Here is a 23163-nt window from a genome sequence, read left to right on the forward strand (position 1 = left end):
GAGCTCCAGTCGACGTGCGTGGAGGGCTGGTCGATGTGCAGGCTCTGCGGGACGGCCTCGTGGCGCAGGGCCATGACCATCTTGATGATGCTGGCGACGCCGGACGCCATCTGGGTGTGGCCGATGTTGGACTTCACCGAGCCGAGCAGCAGCGGGTGTTCGGCGTCGCGGCCCTGGCCGTAGGTGGCCAGCAGGGCCTGCGCCTCGATCGGGTCGCCGAGGGCGGTGCCGGTGCCGTGTCCGTCGACGACGTCGACCTCGGCGCCGGTCACGCCGGCGTTGGCGAGGGCCTGGCGGATGACGCGCTGCTGGGACGGGCCGTTGGGGGCGGTCAGGCCGTTGGAGGCGCCGTCCTGGTTGACGGCGGAGCCGCGGATCACGGCCAGGACCTCGTGCCCGTTGCGCAGGGCGTCGGAGAGCCGCTCGACGAGGACGAGGCCGACGCCCTCGGCCAGGCTCATGCCGTCGGCGGCTTCGGAGTAGGCCTTGCAGCGGCCGTCGGCCGCCATCGCCCGCTGCTGGCTGAAGCCGATGAACGGGAACGGCGTGGACATGATGCTGACGCCGCCGGCGAGGGCGAGGGAGCTCTCGCCGTTGCGCAGGGACTGGCAGGCCAGGTGCAGGGCGACGAGGGAGGAGGAGCAGGCGGTGTCGAGCGAGACGGCCGGGCCCTCGAAGCCGTAGGTGTAGGACAGGCGGCCGGACAGGACGCTGGAGATGGTGCCGGTGATGGCGTGTCCCTCGCTGCCCGCCGGGGTCGCGGCGTTGGCGGCGTAGTCCTGGTAGCTGGCGCCGATGAAGGTGCCGGTGCTGCTGCCGCGCAGGGCGGCGGGGTCGATGCCGGCGCGCTCCATCGCCTCCCAGGAGGTCTCCAGCAGCAGGCGCTGCTGGGGGTCCATGGCCAGCGCCTCGCGGGGCGAGATGCCGAAGAAGGAGGCGTCGAAGTCGGCGGCGTCGTGGAGGAAGCCGCCCCGGGTCGAGTAGGTGCGGCCCGGCCGGTCGGGGTCGGGGTCGTAGAGGCCCTCGGTGTCCCAGCCGCGGTCGGTGGGCCACTCGCCGGTGACGTCGCCGCCCTCGGCGACGATCCGCCACAGGTCCTCCGGGGAGGCGATGCCGCCCGGGTAGCGGCAGCTCATGCCGATGATGGCGATGGGCTCGTCGTCGGCGGGGGCCGCGGCGGCGTGCACCGCGACGGCCGCCCCGGTGCCGGCGCCGGCGAGCGCGTCGCGCAGATGGGCCACGAGCGCGAGCGGGTTGGGGTAGTCGAAGACCATGGTGCTCGGCAGGGCGAGCCCGGTGACGGCGGCGATCCGGTTGCGCAGGTCGACGGCGGTCAGCGAGTCGAAGCCCACGTCGCGGAAGGCCCGTTCCTCGGACAGCACGTCCGGGGAGGCGTGGCCGAGCGCGGTGGCCGCCTCGGTGCGCACCAGGTCCAGCAGGAGACGGTCCTGCTCGGCCGGGGCCAGTCCGAGCAGCCGGGAGGCGAACTCGCTGCCGGAGGACTGGACTTCGGCGGACTCCTCCTCCAGCTGCCGGACCTCGGGCAAGTCGGCGAAGAGCGGGGCGGGCCGCGCGGAGGTGAAGACCGGGTGGTAACGCTCCCAGTCCACGTCGGCGATCGCGAGCACCGTCTCGTCGGCGTCGAGCGCCTGCCGCAGCCCGGTGAGGGCCAGTTGGGGCTCCATGAAGACGAGTCCGCTGCGGCGGATCTGGCCGGGGTCGACGCGGCCGAGCTTCAGGTCGTCGGCCCAGATGCCCCAGGAGACGGCCGTGGCGCGGGCGCCCCGGGCACGGCGGTGCTCGGCGAGGGCGTTGAGGTAGGCGTTGCCGGCGACGTAGGCGGCGTGCGCCCCGCTGCCCCACATGCCCGCGGCGGAGGAGTACAGGACGAAGGCGTCGAGCTCGTCGTCGTCGAGGAGTTCGTCGAGGTGCCGGGCGCCGGTGACCTTGGCGTCGACGACGTTGGCGAAGCCGTCGAGGGTCGTCTCGGCGAGCGGGGCGAGCTCGATGGTGACGGCGGTGTGCACGACCGTGCGCACGGTGCGGCCGTCGTCCTTGAGCGCCTGGAGCATGCCGGCGACCGCGTCGCGGTCGGTCAGGTCGCAGGCGACGGCGGTGGCTTCGCAGCCCAGCTCGGCGAGTTCCCGGACGAGTTCCGCCGCGCCGGGTGCCGCCGGGCCGCGGCGGCTGGTCAGCACGATGTGCTCGGCGCCCTGGCCGGCGAGCCAGCGGGCCAGGTGCGGGGCCAGGGTGCCGGTGCCGCCGGTGACGAGGGTGGTGCCGCGGGGCGTCCAGGGGCGGGCCGGGGCGGCGTCCGCGGAGGCGGCGCGCACGATGCGGCGGATGTGGACGCCCGAGGCGCGGACGGCGAGCTGGTCCTCGCCGGTGCGGCCGGTGAGGACGGCGGCCAGGCGCTCGGCGGCACGCCGGTCGAGCTGCTCGGGCAGGTCGACGACGCCGCCCCAGCGCTGCGGGTGTTCGAGGGCGGCCGTCCAGCCGAGGCCGTGGATCTGGGCCTGGGCGGGCCGGGTCAGCCGGTCCGCGCGGCCGGTGGAGACCGCGCCGCGGGTCAGGCACCACAGGGGTGCGTCGATGCCGGTGTCGCCCAGTGCCTGGACGAGCGAGACGGTCAGGGCGAGCCCGGTGGTGAGCGCCGGGTGGTCGGCGTTCTGCTCCTCGGCCGCGGCCAGCAGGGACACCACTCCCGTGAGGTCCTCCAGGCCGTCGAGCGCGGTCAGCCGCGCGGCCAGTGCCGTGCGGTCCGTGCAGGTGTCGTCCAGGACGAGCGTGCGCGGGGCGGCGCCGTGGGCGGCGAGGGCGTCCGTGACGTCGTCGACGGCGATGCCCTCGGCGGTGACGACGAGCCAGGTGCCCGTCAGGGCCGCGGCGGGCAGGCCGGTCAGCGGCTTCCACGTGGCGTGGTAGCGCCAGGAGTCCACGGTCGACAGGTCGCGGCGGCGCTTGCGCCAGTGCGACAGCGCCGGGAGCACCGGGGCCAGGGAGGTGCGGTCCAGGTGCAGGCTGGAGGCGAGGGAGTCGACGTCCTCCTCCTCGACCGCGGTCCAGAACTCCGCGTCCGCGGGGTCCATTTCGTGGCGGTCCTGGGCCGCTGCGGGGATGGCCCACAGGTGTTCGCGCTGGAAGGCGTAGGTGGGCAGCGGCACCCGGCGGGCCCCGGTGCCGGCGAAGACGCGGGACCAGTCGGCGCCCGCGCCCCGGACGAAGGCCTCGGCGAGCGAGGTCAGGAAGCGGTCGGTGCCTCCGGCATCGCGCCGGAGCGTGCCGAGCACCGCGGCCCGGGCCTCCGCCGACTCGGCCGTCTCCTGGATGCCCATGGCGAGCACGGGGTGGGAGCTGACCTCGATGAAGAAGCGGTGGTTCTGCGCGAGGAGTTCGCGCACGGCGGGCTCGAAGCGGACGGTTCCACGGAGGTTGGTGTACCAGTAGTCGGCGTCGAGGCCGGTGGTGTCCAGCCAGTCGCCGGTGACGGTGGAGAAGAAGGGCACCTGCGCGGGCCGCGGGCGGACCGGCGCGAGGACGCTGCGCAGTTCGTCCCGCAGCAGCTCCACCTGTGCGGAGTGCGAGGCGTAGTCGACGGCGATGCGCCGGACGCGGACCTCCTCGGCCGTCAGCTCGGCCAGGAGGGCCTCCAGCGGCCCGGTGGCACCCGAGACGACCACGGAGCGGGGTCCGTTGACGGCGGCGACGGACAGGCCCTCGTACGCGGCGACGCGCTCCTCGACCTCGGCCACGGGCAGCGGGACCGACATCATGCCGCCGGATCCGGCCAGCACCCGGGCGATGGCCTGGCTGCGCAGCGCCACGACGCGGGCGGCGTCCTCCAGCGACAGGGCGCCGGAGACGGCGGCCGCGGCGATCTCGCCCTGCGAGTGGCCGACGACGGCGTCGGGCGTGATGCCGTGGGAGCGCCACAGTTCGGCCAGCGAGACCATGACGGCGAACGAGGCGGGCTGGACGACGTCGACGCGGTCCAGGGTGGGCGCACCCTCGGCCTGGCGCAGCACGTCGAGCAGCGACCAGTCGGTGAACTCCGAGAGGGCGACCGCGCATTCGCGCAGGCGCTCGGCGAAGACCGGGGACTCCTCCAGCAGCCGCGCCCCCATGCCGGCCCACTGGGAGCCCTGGCCGGGGAAGACGAACACGGTCCTGCCGTCGGTGTCGGCGGTGCCCTGGACGACGCCCGGGGCCGACTGCCCCTCGCCGAGGGCCCGGAGGGCCGCCGCCTGCTCCTCGCCGCCGGTGCCGACGACGACGGCGCGGTGGTCGAAGAGTGCGCGCGCGGCCACCAGGCTGTGGCCGGTGTCGAGGGCGCCGGACGGCTGCTCGCCGTCGAGGCGGGCCGCGAGGTTCGCGGCCTGGGCGCGCAGGGCGCCCGGGGTCCGTGCGGACAGCACCCAGGGGATGGCGCCGCCGGCCGGGGGCACCGGCCCGGTCTCCGGCGCGGGGGCCGTCTCCTGAGGCCGGGGGGCCTCTTCGAGGACCGTGTGGGCGTTGGTTCCGCTGATGCCGAAGGAGGAGACCGCGCAGCGGCGCGGGCGCTCGCCCTCGGGCCAGTCGGCGCGGTCGGTCAGCAGCGAGACCGTGCCGGAGCTCCAGTCCACGTGGCTGGAGGGGGTGTCGGCGTGCAGGGTGCGCGGCAGTTCGCCGTTGCGCAGCGCCATGACCATCTTGATGACGCCGGCGACGCCGGACGCCGACTGCGCGTGGCCGATGTTGGACTTCACCGAGCCCAGCAGCAGCGGCCGTTCGGGGTCGCGGCCCTGGCCGTAGGTGGCCAGCAGGGCCTGCGCCTCGATGGGGTCGCCGAGGGCGGTGCCGGTGCCGTGCGCCTCGACGGCGTCGATGTCCGCCGGGGTCAGCCCGGAGTCGGCGAGGGCCTGGCGGATGACGCGCTGCTGGGACGGGCCGTTGGGTGCGGACAGGCCGTTGGAGGCGCCGTCCTGGTTGATGGCCGAGCCGCGCACGACGGCGAGGACCTCGTGCCCGTTGCGCTGCGCGTCGGAGAGCCGCTCCAGGACGAGGATGCCGACGCCCTCGGCGAGCGTCATGCCGTCGGCGCCCTCGGCGAACGCCTTGCAGCGGCCGTCGCCCGCGAGGGCCCGCTGGCGGCTGAAGGCGACGAAGGAGCTGGGGTTGGTCATCACGGTCGCGCCGCCGGCCAGGGCCAGCGAGCTCTCGCCGTTGCGCAGCGACTGGCAGGCCAGGTGCATGGCGACGAGGGACGAGGAGCAGGCGGTGTCGACGGTGACGGCCGGTCCTTCGAGGCCGAAGAGGTAGGCCAGGCGCCCGGAGAGCACGCTGGGGCTGGTGCCGGTCACCAGGTGGCCGGCGGAGGGGTCGTCGACGCCGAGCCCGTACTCCTGGTAGGTGGAGCCGATGAAGGTCCCGGTGGCGGTGGAGTGGACCGTCGCGGGGTCGATGCCGGCCTGCTCGAAGGCCTCCCAGGTGGTCTCCAGCAGCAGCCGCTGCTGGGGGTCCATCGAGAGGGCCTCGCGCGGCGAGATGCCGAAGAAGCCGGCGTCGAACTCGCCCGCGTCGTGCAGGAATCCGCCCTGGGTGGAGTACGTGGTGCCGGGGTTGTCCGGGTCCGGGTGGTACAGGCCGTCGGTGGCCCAGCCGCGGTTGACGGGGAAGTCGGAGATGGCGTCGACGCCGTCGGAGACGAGCTCCCAGAGCTGCTCCGGGGAGCGGACGCCGCCGGGGTAGCGGCAGCTCATGCCGATGATGGCGATGGGCTCGTCGAAGCCGCCCGCCGAAGGTACGGCCACGGCCTGCGCCGACTCGGCGCCGCTGCCCAGGAGTTCGGCGCGCAGGTGGCGCGCGAGGGCGGCGGGGGTCGGGTAGTCGAAGACCAGCGTGGCGGGCAGGGACAGGCCGGTGAGCGCGGCCAGTCGCTTGCGCAGTTCCACGGCGGTCAGCGAGTCGAAGCCGGCCTCGCGGAAGGCCCGCCGCTCGGCGATGCCGTCGGCGGAGGTGTGGCCGAGGACGACGGCCGCCTCGGCGCGCACCAGGTCGGCGAGCAGGCGCTCCTGCTCGTCCTCGCCGAGGCCCTGCAGGCGCGCGGCGAACTCCGGTACGGCGCTCTCGCCGCCGGCCTGCTCCAGGGCGCGCACGCCCGGCAGTTCGTCGAAGAGGACGCTGGGGCGCGAGGAGGTGAAGACGGGGTGGTAGCGGTCCCAGTCGATGTCGGCGACGGTGACGGTGACGTCCTGCTGGACGACCGCGCGGCGCAGTTCGGCGATGGCGGTCGCGGGGGCGAGGAAGCGCAGCCCCGTCCGCAGCAGCTGCTCGGCGACGGCCTCGTGGGTGGCCATGCCGAGCTCGCCCCAGGGGCCCCAGGCCACCGAGGTCGCGGCCAGGCCGCGGGCCCGCCGGTGTTCTGCGAGGGCGTCGAGGTAGGCGTTGGCGGCGCCGTAGGCGCTCTGCCCGGCACTGCCCCACACACCGGCGATCGAGGAGACCAGGACGAAGAAGTCGAGGTCGTGGCCGTCGAGGAGGGCGTCGAGGTGGGCCGCGCCGAGCATCTTCGCGGCCATGGCGTCCGCGGCGGCGTCCAGCGGGGTCTCGCTGAGAGCAGCCGCCTGGCCGACGCCTGCCGCGTGCACGACGCCGGTCAGCGGGTGCTCGTCCGGCACGGAGGCCAGCAGCGCGGCGAGCGCGTCACGGTCCGCGGTGTCGCAGGCGGCGACAGTGACCCGGGCGCCCAACTCCTGGAGTTCGGCCGACAGTTCGGCCGCACCGGGGGCGTCGGGGCCGCGGCGGCTGGTGAGGACGAGGTGCTCGGCGCCGCTGCGGGCGAGCCAGCGGGCGACCTCGGCACCGAGCGCTCCGGTGCCGCCGGTGACGAGCACGGTGCCGCGCGCGGTGAAGGCGTCGGCCGCGGGCAGTTCGGCGAGCGGGTGGCCCACGAGGCGTCGGCCGAGTGCACCGCCCGCACGGATCGCGACCTGGTCCTCGCCGCCCCGGCCGGCGAGGAGGCTGACGAGCTGCTGGGTGGCGGGCGCGTCGAGGACGGGCGGCAGGTCGATCAGGCCGCTCCACAGTTGCGGGTGTTCCAGGGCGGCGACACGGCCGAGGCCCCAGACCGCCGCCTGGAGGGGGTTGGCGAGCGGGTCGGCGGCGCCGGTGGTGACCGCGCCGCGGGTCAGGGCCCACACGGGAGCGGCGAGACCGGTGTCGGCGAGCGCCTGGATCAGGACGATGCTCAGCGCGAGCCCGGTGGGCAGCTCGGCGTCCGGCCGGTGACCGGGCTCGTCGGCGAGGGGAAGCAGGGACAGCACGCCGGAGAAGGTCCGCTCCACACCGCCCATCTCTTCGAGGCGGGCGGCGAGTTCGGTGCGTTCGCGGCAGGAGGCGTCCAGCACGAGCGTCTCGAACTGGGCTCCGTGACCGCGCAGCGCGTCCAGGATCTCGTCGCTGTCGGTCCCTTCGGCGGCCACGACCAGCCAGGTGCCGTCCAGGACGGGAGCGGCGGCCGCCCGGACCGGGCGCCAGGCGACGCGGTAGCGGGTGGAGTCCAGCAGCGCCTTCTCCTGCCGCAGCTGACGCCACGACGACAGGGCGGGCAACAGCGCGTAGAGAGAGGCGTGTTGTTCGTCGCGCAGACCGAGGATCCCGGCGAGCCCTGCGGCATCGCCGCGCTCGACGGCGCTCCACAGCTCGGCGTCCGCCGGGTCGGGGGCGGCCTGCGTGCCGGTGGCCTGGACGGCCTCGGGCCAGTAGCGCTCGTGCTGGAAGGCATACGTGGGCAGGTCCACGGTGCGCGCGCCGGTGCCGGCGAAGTACGCGGGCCAGTCCACGGCCGTGCCGCGGACGTGCAGACGGGCGAGCGCGGTGGCGACGGACTGCTCCTCGCCACGGTCGGCGCGCAGCAGCGGGACGAAGTCCGCGTCCGTCCCGTCGCCCAGGGTGGCCTGGGCGGGGGCCGACAGCACGCTGTCGGGGCCGAGTTCGAGGAAGGTGCCGGCACCGTGTGCGTGAGCGGCACGTATACCGTCGGCGAAACGGACGGTGCCGCGCGCGTGGGCGACCCAGTAGTCCGCGGAGCGGAGCTCCTCGTCCGTGGCCGGACGGCCGGTGAGGTCGGAGACGACGGTGAGGGACGGCGCTGCGTAGGCGATCCCGGCGGCGACCTCGCGGAACTCGTCGAGCATGGGGTCCATGAGCGGCGAGTGGAACGCGTGGCTGACGCTCAGCCGCTTGGTCTTGCGGCCCAGGGCGGCGAAGTGGGCGGCGATCTCCTCGGCGGCGGCCTCGTCACCGGAGACGACGACGGCGGTGGGGCCGTTGACGGCGGCGAGGGAGACCTCCTGCTCGCGTCCTGCGAGCAGCGGGGTCACTTCCTCCTCCGTGGCCTGGAGGGAGATCATCGCGCCGGCGGCGGGCAGGGCCTGCATCAGCCGCGCCCGCGCGGCGACCAGACGGGCCGCGTCCGGCAGCGAGAGGACACCTGCGACATGGGCGGCGGCGATCTCGCCGACCGAGTGGCCGAGCAGCACGTCGGGGCGGATCCCCCAGGTGCGCAGCAGACGGTAGAGCGCGACCTCGACGGCGAACAGGGCCGGCTGGGTCCACTCGGTGCGCTCCAGCAGCTCCGCCTCGGGGCTGCCGGCCGGCGCGAGGAGGACGTCCTTCAGGGGACGGTCCAGGTGCGGGTCGAAGGCGGCGGCCACCTCGTCGAGGGCCGCGGCGAACGCCGGGAAGCGCGCGTGGAGTTCACGGCCCGCACCGGGGCGCTGGCTGCCCTGTCCGGCGAACAGCACGGCGAGCCTGCCCGCGCCGCCGGTCTCGCCCTCGGTGAGCGCGGGGTCCGGCCGGTCGGCGGCCAACGCGGCGAGTGCGCGCAGCAGTTCGTCGCGGTCGCCGGTGACGACGGCCCGCTGGTCGAAGGCCGAGCGGGTGGTGGCGAGGGACAGGCCGATGCCGGCCGGGTCGAAGCCGGGGCGCTCGTCGAGGAAGGACCGCAGACGGGCGGCCTGGTCCCGGAGCGCCGCCCGGCTCTTGCCGGACAGGACCCACGGCACGACGGCCGGTACGAGCTGCGGCTGTTCCTGCTCGTCGCGCGGGCCGGCGTCGGCCGGGGCCGCTTCGAGGACGACGTGCGCGTTCGTGCCGCTGAAGCCGAAGGCGGAGACACCGGCACGGCGCGGCCGGTCGGCCTGCGGCCAGGAGGTCTCCTCGGCGAGCAGGCGCACCGCTCCGGCGTCCCACTCCACGTGCGAGGACGGCACGTCGGCGTGCAGCGTGCGGGGCAGCACGCCCTTGTCCATGGCCATGACCATCTTGATGACGCCGGCCACGCCGGCCGCCGCCTGGGTGTGGCCGATGTTGGACTTCACCGAGCCCAGCAGCAGCGGGTGTTCGGCATCGCGGTCCTGGCCGTAGGTGGCCAGCAGGGCCTGGGCCTCGATCGGGTCGCCGAGCGTGGTGCCGGTGCCGTGCGCCTCGACCGCGTCGACGTCCGTGACGGACAGGCCGGCGCCGGCCAGCGCCTGCCGGATCACCCGCTGCTGGGACAGGCCGTTGGGGGCGGTCAGCCCGTTGGACGCACCGTCCTGGTTGACGGCCGAGCCCCGGACGACGGCCAGGACCCGGTGTCCGTTGCGGCGGGCGTCGGAGAGCCGTTCGAGGACGAGGACGCCCACGCCCTCGGACCAGCCGACGCCGTCGGCGCTGTCGGAGAAGGCCTTGCAGCGGCCGTCCTGGGACAGGCCGCGCTGCCGGGAGAACTCGATGAGGGCGCCGGGCGTCGACATCACCGTGACACCGCCGGCCAGGGCCAGCGAGCACTCCCCCGTGCGCAGGGCCTGCATCGCCCAGTGCATGGCGACGAGCGAGGACGAGCACGCCGTGTCGACGGTGACGGCGGGGCCCTCCAGGCCGAGGGTGTAGGACACGCGCCCGGAGGCGATGCTCGGAGAGGTGCCGCTGCCCTGGTGGCCCTCGAACTGCCCGCCGGCGAGCGTCTGCGCGTAGTCGTTGTACATGACGCCGGCGAACACGCCGGTCCGGCTGCCCCGCAGGGACACCGGGTCGATGCCGGCCCGCTCGATCGCCTCCCAGGACGCCTCCAGCAGCAGCCGCTGCTGCGAGTCGGTGGCCAGGGCCTCGCGGGGGCTCATGCCGAAGAACGCGGGGTCGAACTCGGGCGCGTCGTGCAGGAATCCGCCGAAGCGGCTGTAGGAGGTGCCGAGGCGGTCCGGGTCCGGGTCGTAGAGCGCCTCCAGGTCCCAGCCGCGGTCGGTGGGCAGGCCCGAGATGGCGTCGGTGCCCTCGCTGACCAGCCGCCACAGGTCCTCGGGCGAGGCGACGCCGCCCGGGTAGCGGCAGCTCATGCCGACGATGACGACGGGGTCCTGGTCGGTGGCGGCGAGCGGGGCGGCCGCGGTGACGGCGGCCTCGGAGCCCATGAGTTCGCCGAGGACGTGCGCGGCGAGGGCGCTGACGGTCGGGTAGTCGAAGACCACCGTGGCGGCGGTGCGCAGGCCGGTGACCGCGCGGAGCCGGTTGCGCAGCTCCACGGCGGTCAGGGAGTCGAAGCCCAGGTCGCGGAACGGGCGTTGCGCGTCGATCTCGGCGGCACCGGAGTGGCCGAGCACGGCGGCCACCTGACCGGCCACGAGGTCGCGCACGACCTCGGTGCGGTCGGCCTCCTCCAGCCGGGAGAGCTGCTGGACGAGGCTGACGGCCGTCTCCGAGCCGGCGACCACCGAGCGGCGGGCCGGGGTGCGGACGAGGCCGCGCATCAGCGCCGGCACCTCGCCCTGTACTCGCAGGACGGACAGGTCGAGGCGGACCGGCAGCAGGACGCCGGCCGCGGTGGCGACCGCGGCGTCGAAGAGCGCGACGCCCTGTTCCTCGGTGAGCGCGGGCGTGCCCATGCGCTCCAGGCGCTCCAGGTCGGCCCCGGTCAGCCCGCCGGTCATGCCGCCGGTGGGCGCCCACGGGCCCCAGCCCAGGGAGAGGCCCGCCAGCCCGTCGGCGCGGCGCAGCTGGGCGACGGCGTCGACGAAGGCGTTCGCGGCGGCGTAGTTGCCCTGGCCCGCTGCGCCCACGGTGCCGGAGAGGGAGGAGAAGACGACGAAGGCGGCCAGGTCCAGCCCGCGGGTGGCCTCGTGGAGGTGCCACACGGCGTCGGCCTTGGGCCGCAGCACCGTGCTGATCCGCTCGGGGGTCAGCGACTCGATCAGGCCGTCGTCGAGCGTGCCGGCGCTGTGCACGACGGCGGTGACGGGGTGCTCGGCGGGTACGGCGGCCAGCAGTCGCTCGACGGCGGAGCGGTCGGCGAGGTCGCAGGCCTCGACGGTCACCTGCGCGCCGTGCCCGGCCAGTTCGGCGACGAGCTCGTCGGCGCCCTCGGCGGCGGCGCCCCGGCGGCTGACGAGCAGCAGGTGCCGCACGCCGCGCTCGGCGACCAGGTGCCGGGCCAGCACGCGGCCCAGGCCGCCGGTGGCGCCGGTGAGCACCACGGTGCCCTCGGGGTTCCACTGCACGTCGGCCTGCGGCGCCTGGGCGCGGGCGAGCCGGGCGGCGAGGACGGTGTCACCGCGGAGGGCGGTCTGCGGCTCGTCCGCGGCGAGAGCCCGGGCGAGCTGCGGTGCGTCGGACGTGTCGGGGCCGAGGTCCACCAGGCCGAAGCGGCCGGGGTGTTCGGCCTGTGCGGCACGCACCAGGCCCCAGACGGCGGCGGCAGCCGGGTCCGGCGTCTCCCGCCCGTCGGCGGTGACCGCACCGCGGGTGACGAACACCAGGCGGGAGGCGGCGTACCGCTCGTTCTCCAGCCAGGACTTCAGCTGCTCCAGGACCTCGGCGGTGCGGGCGTGCGCAGCGGCGACCGGGTCGTCGTCGGTGGTACCGGCGACGGGGGCGAGCACGACGTCGGGCACCTCGGCGGCCCCGGCGTCCAGGCCGGACAGGGCCGTGACCGCGAGGTCCGGCGTCCCGGCGAGGCCGAAGAGGTCGTGGCCGAGGACGGCCACGGTCGAGGGCACCGTCCCGGCGGACTCCCGCAGCGGGGTCCAGCGCAGCTCGAACAGGGCCTCGCGGCCGAGGGAGGCGGCGGCGCCCAGCCGCTCGTCCGGCACCGCGCGCAGGACGAGCGAGCCGACGGAGGCCACGAGGGTGCCCTCGGTGTCGGCGACGGCGATCGCCACCGCGTCCTCGTCGGTGCGGGTCAGCTTCACGCGGACGGTCGTCGCCCCGCTCGCGTGCAGGGACACGTCCTGCCACGAGAAGGGCAGGCCGCCGCGGGCCTCCTCGCCGAGGCCGGCGAAGGCCGAGGCGTGCAACGTGGCGTCCAGCAGGGCCGGGTGGATGCCGAAGGAACCGGTGTCGGAGGTGCCGGTCTCCGGCAGCGTCACCTCGGCGTAGACGTCGTCACCGGCGGTCCAGGCCGCGCGCAGGCCCTGGAACAGCGGGCCGTACCCGAAGCCGCCCTCGGCGATGCGGTCGTAGAAGCCGTCGAGGTCGACGGGCTGTGCGCCGGCGGGGGGCCAGACGGCGGCGTCGAAGGCGGCGCGGTGCTCGCCGGCGACGAGCGTGCCGGCGGCGTGCTGCGCCCAGGGGAGCTCCTCGGGCCCGTCGGGGCGGGAGTGGATGCTCAGGGTGCGGCGGCCGGACTCGTCCGGGCTGCCGACCCACACCTGCACCTGCACTCCGCCCTCGGCGGGCAGGACCAGGGGCGCGGCGAGGGTGAGTTCCTCGATGCGGTCGCAGCCGGTCTCGTCCCCGGCGCGGACGGCCAGTTCCAGGAAGGCTGTGCCCGGGAGCAGCACCGTGCCGCGCACAGCGTGGTCGGCCAGCCAGGGGTGGGTGCGCAGCGACAGCCGGCCGGTCAGCAGCAGGCCGTCGGAGTTGGCGACCGACACGGCCGCGGCCAGCAGCGGGTGGCGGGCGGCGCCCAGGCCGGCGGCGCGGACGTCGCCGCCCTGTGCGGCCACGCCCTTGGCCCAGTACCGGCGGTGCTGGAAGGCGTAGGTGGGCAGGTCCGTGCGGCGGGCGCCGGTGCCGTCGAAGTAGGCCTTCCACTGGACGGCCACGCCGCGCAGGTGCAGGTCGGTCAGCGCGGTGGTGAGCGTCTCGGCCTCGGGGCGGCCCGGCCGCAGCACGGCGAGCGTGGCGGGGGCGTTCTCGGAGGTGTCGTCGAGGCAGGCCTGGGCCATGGCGGAGAGGACGCCGTCGGGGCCCAGTTCGAGGAAGGTGCCGACGCCGTGGCCGCTCAGCCAGGACACGGTGTCGGCGAACCGGACGGCGTGACGGGCGTGGTCCGCCCAGTAGTCCGCGGAGGTCAGCTGCTCGACGGTGGCGAGGGTGCCGGTCAGGCCGGAGACGACGGGGAGGACGGGCGCCTGCGGCGCGAGGCCGGAGACGACGGTGCGGAACTCCTCGAGCATGGGTTCCATGAGCGGGGAGTGGAAGGCGTGCGAGACCTGGAGCTGCTTGGTCTTGCGGCCCAGCCCGGTGAAGTGCCGGGCGACGGCGGCGACATCGTCCGCCGTGCCGGCGACGACGACGGCGTCGGGTCCGTTGACCGCGGCGATCGAGACCCGGTCCTGCAGGTTCTCCAGCAGGGGCAGGACCTCGTCCTCCGCCGCCTGCAGCGCGACCATGACGCCGCCGGCGGGCAGCGCCTGCATGAGCCGGCCGCGTGCGAGCACCAGGGCCGCGGCGTCGGCCGCCGAGAAGACCCCGGCCACGTGCGCGGCCGCGATCTCGCCGATGGAGTGTCCGGTGACGAAGTCCGGCTTGATGCCGAGGGATTCGGCCAGCCGGTACAGCGCGACCTCGATCGCGAACAGGGCGGGCTGCGCGTAGCCGGTCTCGTTGAGCAGCTCGGCCTCGGGCGTGCCCTCGGCGGCGAACAGCACGTCCTTCAGGGGCCGTTCGAGGCCCTCGTCGAAGTGGGCGAGCAGCTCGTCGAGCGCGGCGGCGAAGACGGGGAAACGGGCGTGGAGTTCACGTCCCATGCCGGGCCGCTGGGAGCCCTGGCCCGCGAAGAGGAAGGCGAGCCTGGAGCGACTCTGCACGGTGCCCTGGGCCAGGCCCGGAGCCGGTTCGCCGGCGGCCAGCGCGGTCAGCGCGGCGAGGGCCTGGTCACGGTCGGCGGTGGTGAACGCGGCGCGGTGCTCGAAGCCGGAGCGGGCGGTGGCCAGGGAGTGGGCCACGTCCACGGGGGCGAGGGCGGGGCGGGAGGCGAGGAGGTCCAGCAGCCGGTCGGCCTGGGCGCGCAGGGCCTCCCGGGTCCGGCCGGAGACCAGCCACGGGACGGCGCCGGCGGCGATGGGCTCGGCGACGACGGCCGTTTCGCCCGTGCCCTCGTCCGTGTCCTCGCCCGCGGCTTCGGGGGCCCGCTCGGCCGGGGCCTCCTCGATGATCGTGTGCGCGTTGGTGCCGCTGAGCCCGAAGGAGGAGATGCCGGCCCGGCGCGGTTCCGCGCCCTGCGGCCAGGGGGTCTGCTCGGTCAGCAGGCGCACGGCGCCCGCCGTCCAGTCCACGTGCGAGGACGGCGCGTCGACGTGCAGTGTGCGGGGCAGGATGCCGTGCCGCATGGCCAGCACCATCTTGATGACGCCGGCCATGCCGGCCGCCGCCTGGGTGTGCCCGAGGTTGGACTTGACGGAGCCCAGCAGCAGCGGGTGGTCCTCGGCGCGGTTGCGGCCGTAGGTCGCGATCAGCGCCTGGGCCTCGACCGGGTCGCCCAGGGTGGTGGCCGTGCCGTGGGCCTCGACGACGTCGACCTCGTCGGCCGAGAGCCGTGCGTTGACCAGCGCCTGCTCGATCACCCGTTGCTGGGAGGGGCCGTTGGGCGCGGTCAGGCCGTTGGAGGCGCCGTCCTGGTTGACGGCGGAGCCCCGGATGACGGCCAGGACCTCGTGCCCGTTGCGGCGGGCCTCGGAGAGCCGTTCCAGGACCAGCACGCCCGCGCCCTCGGCCCAGCCGGTGCCGTCGGCGGAGTCGGCGAAGGAGCGGCAGCGCCCGTCGGCGGACAGCCCGCCCTGACGGCTGAACTCCACGAAGGTCGTGGGTGCGGACATCACCGTGACGCCCGCGGCCAGCGCCAGGGAGCACTCGCCCTGGCGCAGGGAGTGGGCGGCCAGGTGCAGGGCCACCAGGGACGACGAGCAGGCGGTGTCGACCGTCACCGCCGGGCCCACGGCCCCGAAGAAGTAGGAGAGCCGGCCCGACAGGACGCTGGTGGCGGTGCCCGTCAGGGTGAAGCCCTGGGCGTCGTCGTCCGGGCCCACCCGGTACTCCTGGGGCATGGCCCCGACGAAGACGCCCGTCCTGGTGCCCCGGACCGCGGCCGGGTCGATGCCGGCCCGCTCGAAGGCCTCCCAGGAGGACTCCAGCAGCACCCGCTGCTGGGGGTCCATCGCCAGGGCCTCGCGCGGGGAGATCCCGAAGAATCCGGCGTCGAACTCGGCCGCGTCGTGCAGGAATCCGCCGGAGAACCTGCCGGCGTCCTCCGCCAGCAGCTCCCAGCCGCGGTCGGCGGGGGTCCCCGTGATGCCGTCCTCGCCCGCGACGAGCATGGACCAGAGTTCCTCGGGGGTCGTCACACCCCCGGGGAAGCGGCAGCTCATGCCCACGATCGCAATGGGCTCGCGGGCTGCAGCCTCCAGTTCGCCCACCCGCTGCCGGGAACGCCGCAGATCGGCGCTCGCCCGCTTCAGGTAGTCGCGGAGCTTCTGTTCCTTGTCCATCTTCGCCACGTTCAACTCAACCCATCTCAAGACCGACGGACAGCAGAGGATTTCGATGTGGACATCCGGCACTCGGGATGGCTGTTCCACAGCGACTGAGTCATCAGGAGGCCCCGCACGGGGCACTGCTCGATTTCCCGCACGCCACGCGCCCAGTGTGGTCGGGCGTGGCCACGGAATTCCCTAGAGTCGGCCGACTCCGGGGTCCGCAGCGGGTGTGAGCAGGTGTTTCTCCGGCGAGCCCTACCAGCTCGCCGCGGCGAGCAGCTCGCCGTGGTCACGCACGCGGCCGGCCTGCTGGAGGTCGGACTCGACCATCATCCGCATCAGTTCCTCGAAGCCGACCTCCGGCTCCCAGTCCAGCTCCCGGCGGGCGTTGCCGGAGTCGGCGCACAGCGTCTCGACCTCGGCGGGCCGCACGAGCGCGGGGTCCACCACGACGTGCTCCTCCCAGTCCAGGCCGACGGCCTCGAAGGCGATGCGGGCCGCATCGCGCACCGAGTGCATCTGGCCGGTGCCCACGACGTAGTCCCCCGGCCGGTCCTGCTGCAGCATCAGGTGCATCGCGCGGACGTAGTCTCCCGCGAAGCCCCAGTCGCGCACCGCGTCGAGGTTGCCGAGCATGAGCTTGTCCTGCAGGCCCAGCTTGATCTGTGCGACCGCGAGGGAGATCTTCCGGGTCACGAACTCCGCGCCGCGGCGGGGCGATTCGTGGTTGAAGAGGATCCCCGACACCCCGAACACCCCGTAGGACTCGCGGTAGTTCTGGGTGATGTAGTGGCCGTAGGCCTTGGCCACGCCGTAGGGGCTGCGCGGGTGGAAGGGGGTCCGCTCGCTCTGCGGCGACTCCACCACCTTTCCGAACATCTCCGAGGAGGATGCCTGGTAGAAGCGGATCTGGCCCTGGCCGTCGCCGCCTGCTCCGCTTCCGGACTTGCCCAGCCCGCTCACCATCCGGATCGCCTCCAGCATGCGCAGCACGCCGGTGCCGTTCACCTCGGTGACGAGCTCCGGCTGCTGCCACGACATGGGCACGAAGGAGACGGCCCCGAGGTTGTACACCTCGTCCGGCTGCACGAGGTCGACGGCCGTGACCAGGCTTCCCTGGTCCATCAAGTCACCATGCACGAAGGACAGGTCGGGTATCAGCTTGGCCACACGGTCCTTCCGCGGGTTGGCCTGGCCCCGGTTCAGGCCCCACACCTCGTAGCCCTCGGCGAGCAGATGCTCGGCGAGGTACGAGCCGTCCTGCCCGGTGATCCCGGTGATCAGCGCACGCTTGGACATTCGGTCCCCTTTCACTGCCACGGACAAAGCCGGTCGAGGGCCAAAAGTCCTCACCCAGCATTCAGCAGGGTCACCGAATCACGAGGTGGCCTAAGGAATTTCCGAGACTTCGGGCGCGGACGTCCGATGCGCCGTCAGGCAGGAGCGGGAAGAGTGGCACGCAACGGGGTACCGCCCGCCGTTCCGGTCACCGAGGCCGGCACCTGCGGGGTGAGGGTGTTCCAGGTGATGTCGACGGTGGTCCCGACGGCGCTGTCCGGGCCGGTGTCGGGGGTGATGTGCAGATGCGCGGTGACCGCACCCCGGGCCCGGTCCCACGTGGCGGTGCCGCCGACGGCGGCGTCGCCCGCCCAGCGCACGTCGGTGAAGCCGAAGCACGCCCGGGTGTCTCCGGTGACGGTCCAGGTGCCGCCGCGCAGGCCGGTGTCGCGGCCGCCGGTCAGATAGCCGCTGCGGGCGATCGCGTCGCCCACCACCGCGGCGCCGGAGGCAGCCGCCCGTAACGCATCGGCATCGGCCCGGTTGCCGGGCGCCGGGGTGGCCGGAACGGTGTCGGCGAGCCGGGCGGGGTAGGCGGCGAGGACGGGGATGGCCGGGGTGTGCCGGGTGCAGGAGGTGTTCAGGCGCGCCAGGGCGGTGGGTGCGCGGAGGAACTGGCGGTACAGGGACTGGCCGCACGCCTCCGGGCCCGGCCGGGGTCGGTCGATCATGGCGGTGATGTGGGTGAGATCGGGCACGGTCACGAACCGGGCGGAAGGCCCCAGTTGGGCCGCGACATGCCGGCCGCCGACGGCGGGGGTGAGCGAGTCGAGGTCGCCGCCGAGGACGAGGACGGGCAGCGTCGGGGGCACCCGGGGCGGCCGGGCGGTGACGGGGAGACGGGCGCGCTGCGGAGCGGGCCAGTCGAGGCAGCCGTCGTAGGTGTTGGTGTAGGCGTTGACGGTCGTCCACTCGGCAGCGGTGAAGGGAGCGAAGGTGGCATCGGGCTGAGCGGCGACACGGCTCCGGAACCGGCGGGCGCGCCGGTCGGCCGGGTCACTCATGAAAAACAGCTGTGGGTAGTCGGTGCAGGCCGCCGCGAAGTACAGGGCCTCGGAGAAGGCGGGAGGCGGCAGGTTGGTGCCGTCGAACGCGATGGTCTGTTCGGCCAGACGGAGCAGCGGAGCGGTGTCTCCGTGGCCGAGATAGGCCTGGGCGGCAGCCTGCAGGCCGCGGTAGACGGCCGGGTCGGACCCTGCATCGTTGATCAGGTCGACCAGGGTGGTCACGGTGACCGTGATAGCGGCGGGCTGTCCGTCCAGGCCGGTGGTGCTGCCGGTGAGCGGCGTCGCGCGCAGGCGGGCCGCGAGAGCGGAAAGGGTGCGCCAGGCGTCGGCGGATCCGTGCGCGGCGCAGGCCGGGGAACGCCGGCAGGCGAGGGCGAAGGCCCTGCGGGCGGTGGTGACTCCGCTGGTGTACCAGGGATCGAGGCCGAAGACTTCGTAGGTGGAGTCCAGGGTGAGCGAACGGAGCAGGGACGGGTGACGGGTCGCGAAGACCTGGGCGAACCAGCTTCCGTAGGAGTCCCCGTACAAGTCGACACCGGTCAGATGCAGTTGGGACAGCAGATCGGCGAGATCCTGCGCGGCATCGGCGGTCCCGAACAGCTCCGAGGCATGGATCCAGCCGCCGTCGGGGCGCTGCCAGGTGTGATCGAGGCGCTCACCGCAGACGCCCACGGTGCGGGCGAAACCGGGCCCGGAAGTGCGGCCGTTGTAGTGCTCCAGCTCGGGACAGCTCAGGACCTGGGAGTGACCGGTACCGCGCAGGTCGACCATGAGCAGGTTGCGATGCGCCCGGAGCGGCCCCAGCAGCTCCAGATACGCCGTACGCGAGTACGTGGTCGCCCAGCCGGGGCCGCCGTCGACCACGACCGCGGTGCCCTGGGACCGCCCGGCGGCCGGCACCCACTCGAAGCCGATGCCCAGAGCCGGGCCGCCTGGGGTACCGCGGTCCAGCGGCACCCGAGCCGTGCCGCACCAACTGGCCGGCTGCTGGCCGCACGGGCCGAGCTCAAGGGACCCGAGCCGGAGCACAGGGCCCGGCGGGTACGCCCCGGCGGATATCGTCCCCGTCACGACGAGGACCACCAGCACCAGGACGGCGACAGCGCTGCGGCGGGACGTGACGGTCATACCGCCCTCCTGTACGAGGCACTACGCGGTGAGGTTCCGGTCCGGCCCACCAACTCATGCGGTTCGGTGGGCACTCAGCAGTTTTGTGCATGTACGGTGCTGCTGCCAGTGCAGCAATCCGGAACGGCGGAGGAGCAACGGATGCCCAAGGTTCTGATCCTCACCGGTGACGCCGCCGAGGACCTGGAGGTCTTCTACCCCTACCAGCGGCTGCGGGAGGAAGGGTACGACGTCGACATCGCCGCCCCGTCCGTGAAAACACTGCAGTTCGTGGTGCACGACTTCACGGCGGGCTTCGACACCTATACGGAGAAAGCGGGGCACACCTGGCCCGCCGACATCGCGTTCGCCGACGTCGACCCGGCCGGGTACGCGGCACTGGTCGTCCCCGGCGGCCGGGCCCCGGAATACCTGCGCCTGGATGCCGACGTACAGCGGATCGTCCGGCACTTCTTCGCCACCGACAAGCCCGTCGCCCATATCTGCCACGGCGCCCTCGTCCTCACCGCATCAGGCGTTCTCCAAGGCCGCCGCACCACCGCCTACCCCGCCTGCGCCCCCGACGTAGAGCAGGCCGGCGCCACGTTCACCGACGCGGAAACCGTCGTCGACCGCAACCTCGTCTCCGCCCGCGCCTGGCCCGACCACCCCGCCTGGATGCGCGCCTTCATCGACCTGCTGCGCAAGGACGCACCCGTCATGCACCCATGACACCGCGGGAATTCACGCATAGCGCTCGAAGAGAGCCAGCATGTAGCCCTCAAGTCGGCCTGCCAGCAGGGCAGGAGTGAGATCCGAACGGCCCAGTTCGCGCCAGGGCACCGCGACCTTCTCGGCGTCCGGGGCGAAGGCCAGCGCATCGAGAAGCCGCCAGTACAGGTGCGCCGCATTCTCGCCTGCGAGCCGTCCCCCTGCAGCGACGTAGCGGTCCGCGAAGGTCATGCCCATGGGGACGCCGTGGAGCAGGGCCAGGGCCGTCGAGCAGTGGGCCACGTCCAGGTCGGCCGGGCCCCACGAGGTCTCCACCCAGTCGACGACGCCGCTGATACGGACCTCGTCGGCGTCACCGTCGCCGTCGCCGTCGAACAGGACGTTGCCCGGGTGGAAGTCCCGGTGCAGGAAGCAGGGATCGTAGGCGGGAGGAGCCTGCCGGATGACGTCGACAGCCCGCTGCCACAGCTCCGGCCGCATCGTGGACTCCGGCAGCGCCACCCGCTCCGGGGAGGTCCAGGGCTGCCACGTCCGCGGCCTCGTGTCCGCGGTCACCTCGACCCGGTGGACGCGCAGCAGTTGGGCGGCCAGCAGATCGGCACGGTGCCCGGCATCGTGATCGTCCACGCGGACGGTCCCGGGCAGCAGCGACATCAGCAAGGACGGATGGTCGCAGCAGGCCGCCGTCGCGTCCACGTCCACGAGCGCGGCCGCGGGCACGTCCGTCTCACCGAGCAGGCGCAGGACCGCAGCCTCGCGTGACAACAGGCCCTCCGCGTGCCGGACATAGAAGGGCTTGACGAAGGACCGCAGCACCAGGGAACGCCGCCCGTCCGGCCCCGAGATGCCCAGACGCCGCATTTCCGAGGTCCAGCCGCCGCGCAGACGCGCGACATCCTCTATGCGCTCCCCGGCAGCGAGTGTCTTCGCCACCCATGACCGCGTCCCAAGATCGTCATCAGCACGCCCCACGCCCTCGCCTTTGATCATGAAGGGAGGCTATCGACACGCCAAGAGGTGCGCGCCGACGGCACCCGAGGCCCGCGCAACGACGGCCGGCCAACCGGTGGCGATTCTGGCAGGTCCCGGTGGGTCAGGCCCTGGCGCGTGGCGGCTTCACTCGCAGTAGACCCGCATCTTGGAGCCGGGGTCGTCGAGGTCGATGATCACGTCGTCGAGGTGCTCGATGAGGTCTTCGAGCTGCTGCGGCTTGAGCTCGGCGAGGTCGATGGGCACGCCGGCCTTGTCCAGCTCCGCGTTGACCTTGGTGACGGCTACCGGCGGGAGGAGGGCGGTGAGCCGGACGCCGGCGCGCAGCAGCTGCAGCGGGATGCGGATGTTCATCCGGCTGGCGCCGCCGCCGGTGTCGTCCTCGGCGTCCATCACCACGCGCAGGTACTTGGGGCGGGCCTTCGTGCGGGACGTCGCTCCCAGCGGCGCCTCGGGCTGCTCGCGCTGAAGAGCCTCGATCAGCCGCTCGGCCTCGTCCGCGGTGATCTTTCCCTCGGCCAGCATCTCCAGGATCTGGCGGCGCTGCTCATTCATGGTGTGCTCCTGCTTCTCTCAAGTCATCTGACGCTGACCAGCAGGGCCGCCGCCGGCACGACAGGGATGTACAGCCGCACCCGGCGGCCGTTGGACTGGCGCACGCGCACCGTCACCAGCTGCGGGATCATCGCCCCTCCAGCTCGGCCAGGGCATCCTCAGTGCTGATCTCTCCCCGGCGCAGGCGGTCGACGACGTCGGCGGCACCGGTGGGCGCCGGGTCGACGTCGACGAAGTCGAGCTGCTCGGCGATCCGCTTCAGGCGGGACTTGATCGTCGGGTAGCTCACCCCGAAGACCCGCTCCATCTCCTTGATGGAGCCGTGCGCCCGAACGAACGCGGCGACGAACACCTGGTCGTCGATGCTCAGTTGGGCCAGCTGCGACGGCTCGAACTGCCCCTCGATCGCGACGCCGCTGTCGGCGAGGCGGACTCGCTCGACCACAAACGGCCGACCGCGCGTCAGGTCCGTCAGATCCTGCCAGTCCACCGTCGGCTCCCCACTCTCGGCGACATATTCATACTTCATGTCTGCCTTGACATTTTCAAGGAGTCAACTCACAAACTTTGAGATTCTTAATCTCGGGACCTTGGTGTCGATGCCGTAGCGGCTGCACTGAAGTCCGAAGTCGCCGGCACACGCCCACGGGTTGATCGAACGGTCATCTCAGCGTGGCGTCGTTGCCGTCCCGCGCGCAGGGCTTCCAGGAGCCGGCCGGGAAGCGACATCCAAGGGTTCTGGTTCACTGAGGCGTTCGATGGTGGCGATCGCGGCGCGTACACCCGTCGGCGGCAGCGCAGCCGGCCCGGGACGAACGGCACCGCCGGGATCGAGGACCCCTACCGGCGCGCCAGCCCGTGGCGGTCGGCCCAGGCGTTGATCGCTGCGCCAGTTCCTCGGGGCGGTCCTCCGGGGAGTGGTGGCCGGCGAGGCCGTGGTGGGAGACTTCCAGGCCCGCGATGTTCTCCGCGCACCAGGCCACCGTCCCCCGGTCGGTCATCGCGCCCGGGCCCGGCTCGAACGCGGCGAGCAGCTTGGGGACTTCGGGACTGGCGGCCAGCCAGGCGTCGTAGTGCTCGACGCGGGCCACGACATCGGCGGGCTCGCCGTCCAGCGGCATCATGCGCGTCCACGCCAGCACCGGGCGGCGGCTCTGCGGGGTCGGGAAGGGGCGGCGGTAGACCTCCAGGTCGGCAGGGTCGAGCGGCGTGGCGAGCGTGTCCGGGAGCCCCTCGATGAACAGCGACTTCTCCAGGATCATTTCCTCGCCCACCCCGGGGGTGCGCAGCAGGGTGAACAACTCCCGGCCCGCCGCCGGGAACTCGTCGCCGACCAGTGGCTTGGTGATCGTCTCGGTGAAAGCGAGGCCGCGGACGCGGCCCGGGAGACGGGCGGCGCGGTCGAAGGCGAGCGCGCCGCCCCAGTCGTGGCCGACGAGGACGGCCTCGGCAAGGCCGAGGGCGTCGAACCAGGCGTCGAGGTAGCGGGCGTGGTCGTCGAAGGAGTAGGCCAGGTCGGGCTTGCCGGAGTTGCCCATGCCGATGAGGTCGGGGGCCAGAAGGCGGCGGCCGGGCGCGTCCACTCCCGGCAGGACGTTCCGCCACAGGTGGGAGGAGGTGGGGTTGCCGTGGAGGAAGACGAACGGCAGCCCGTCGGGGTCGCCGGACTCGCGGTAGTAGAGGGTGGAGTCGAGGACGGGGAGGGTGGGCATCGCGGTGTCACT

At 73.7% G+C, this 23163-nt stretch carries 7 protein-coding genes and 1 pseudogene (1 of these 8 running past the window's edge); 1 reads left to right on the plus strand and 7 read right to left on the minus strand.

Annotation, left to right across the window (positions count from 1 at the left end; genetic code table 11):
• From ACWD4B_RS05985 to ACWD4B_RS05995, 3 genes are all read right to left on the minus strand, one after another.
• Nucleotides 1–15722: the 5' portion of a type I polyketide synthase gene (locus ACWD4B_RS05985; protein WP_451419617.1), read on the minus strand. The gene continues 12754 nt to the left of window position 1, outside the view; the window shows 15722 of its 28476 coding nt (coding positions 1–15722); its start codon is at nucleotides 15720–15722; the stop codon falls past the left edge of the window.
• Between the two features lie 243 nt (nucleotides 15723–15965).
• Nucleotides 15966–17009, minus strand: a complete 1044-nt coding sequence (locus ACWD4B_RS05990; RefSeq protein WP_390779370.1) for a GDP-mannose 4,6-dehydratase — start codon at nucleotides 17007–17009, stop codon at nucleotides 15966–15968.
• A 134-nt stretch (nucleotides 17010–17143) separates the two neighbouring features.
• Entirely contained in the window at nucleotides 17144–19183 is a 2040-nt protein-coding gene (locus ACWD4B_RS05995; protein ID WP_451419618.1) for an alpha/beta hydrolase, read from the minus strand.
• Nucleotides 19184–19324: 141 nt separating this feature from the next.
• Here ACWD4B_RS05995 and ACWD4B_RS06000 point away from each other — a divergent pair, with 141 nt between their 5' ends.
• Nucleotides 19325–19894: a DJ-1/PfpI family protein gene (locus ACWD4B_RS06000; RefSeq protein ID WP_451419619.1), complete on the plus strand. Its 570-nt coding sequence runs from the start codon at nucleotides 19325–19327 to the stop codon at nucleotides 19892–19894.
• A gap of 12 nt (nucleotides 19895–19906) precedes the next feature.
• Here the strand turns inward: ACWD4B_RS06000 and ACWD4B_RS06005 are convergent, their stop codons facing one another.
• The 4 genes and pseudogenes from ACWD4B_RS06005 to ACWD4B_RS06020 form a co-directional block, all read right to left on the minus strand.
• Nucleotides 19907–20884 carry a phosphotransferase family protein gene (locus tag ACWD4B_RS06005; RefSeq protein WP_451419620.1) on the minus strand — a complete coding sequence of 326 codons (978 nt, stop codon included), beginning with the start codon at nucleotides 20882–20884 and terminating at the stop codon, nucleotides 19907–19909.
• A gap of 126 nt (nucleotides 20885–21010) precedes the next feature.
• Nucleotides 21011–21439, minus strand: a complete 429-nt coding sequence (locus ACWD4B_RS06010) for an SHOCT-like domain-containing protein (protein WP_451419621.1) — start codon at nucleotides 21437–21439, stop codon at nucleotides 21011–21013.
• A 127-nt stretch (nucleotides 21440–21566) separates the two neighbouring features.
• A complete protein-coding gene (locus ACWD4B_RS06015; RefSeq protein WP_451419622.1) occupies nucleotides 21567–21968 on the minus strand; it encodes a DUF2089 domain-containing protein in 402 nt (133 codons plus the stop codon).
• Nucleotides 21969–22279: 311 nt separating this feature from the next.
• Nucleotides 22280–23151 (minus strand): annotated as a pseudogene (locus tag ACWD4B_RS06020) (haloalkane dehalogenase).
• Nucleotides 23152–23163 lie beyond the last annotated feature (12 nt).

Source organism: Streptomyces sp. NPDC002536 (assembly GCF_053594995.1).

What these genes read in the sequence shown, in the direction of transcription:
- ACWD4B_RS05990 (WP_390779370.1), bottom strand. Translation starts at nt 17,009, where the DNA reads ATGTCCAAGCGTGCGCTGATCACCGGGATCACCGGGCAGGACGGCTCG.
- ACWD4B_RS05995 (WP_451419618.1), bottom strand. Translation starts at nt 19,183, where the DNA reads ATGACCGTCACGTCCCGCCGCAGCGCTGTCGCCGTCCTGGTGCTGGTG.
- ACWD4B_RS06000 (WP_451419619.1), top strand. Translation starts at nt 19,325, where the DNA reads ATGCCCAAGGTTCTGATCCTCACCGGTGACGCCGCCGAGGACCTGGAG.
- ACWD4B_RS06005 (WP_451419620.1), bottom strand. Translation starts at nt 20,884, where the DNA reads ATGATCAAAGGCGAGGGCGTGGGGCGTGCTGATGACGATCTTGGGACG.
- ACWD4B_RS06010 (WP_451419621.1), bottom strand. Translation starts at nt 21,439, where the DNA reads ATGAATGAGCAGCGCCGCCAGATCCTGGAGATGCTGGCCGAGGGAAAG.
- ACWD4B_RS06015 (WP_451419622.1), bottom strand. Translation starts at nt 21,968, where the DNA reads ATGAAGTATGAATATGTCGCCGAGAGTGGGGAGCCGACGGTGGACTGG.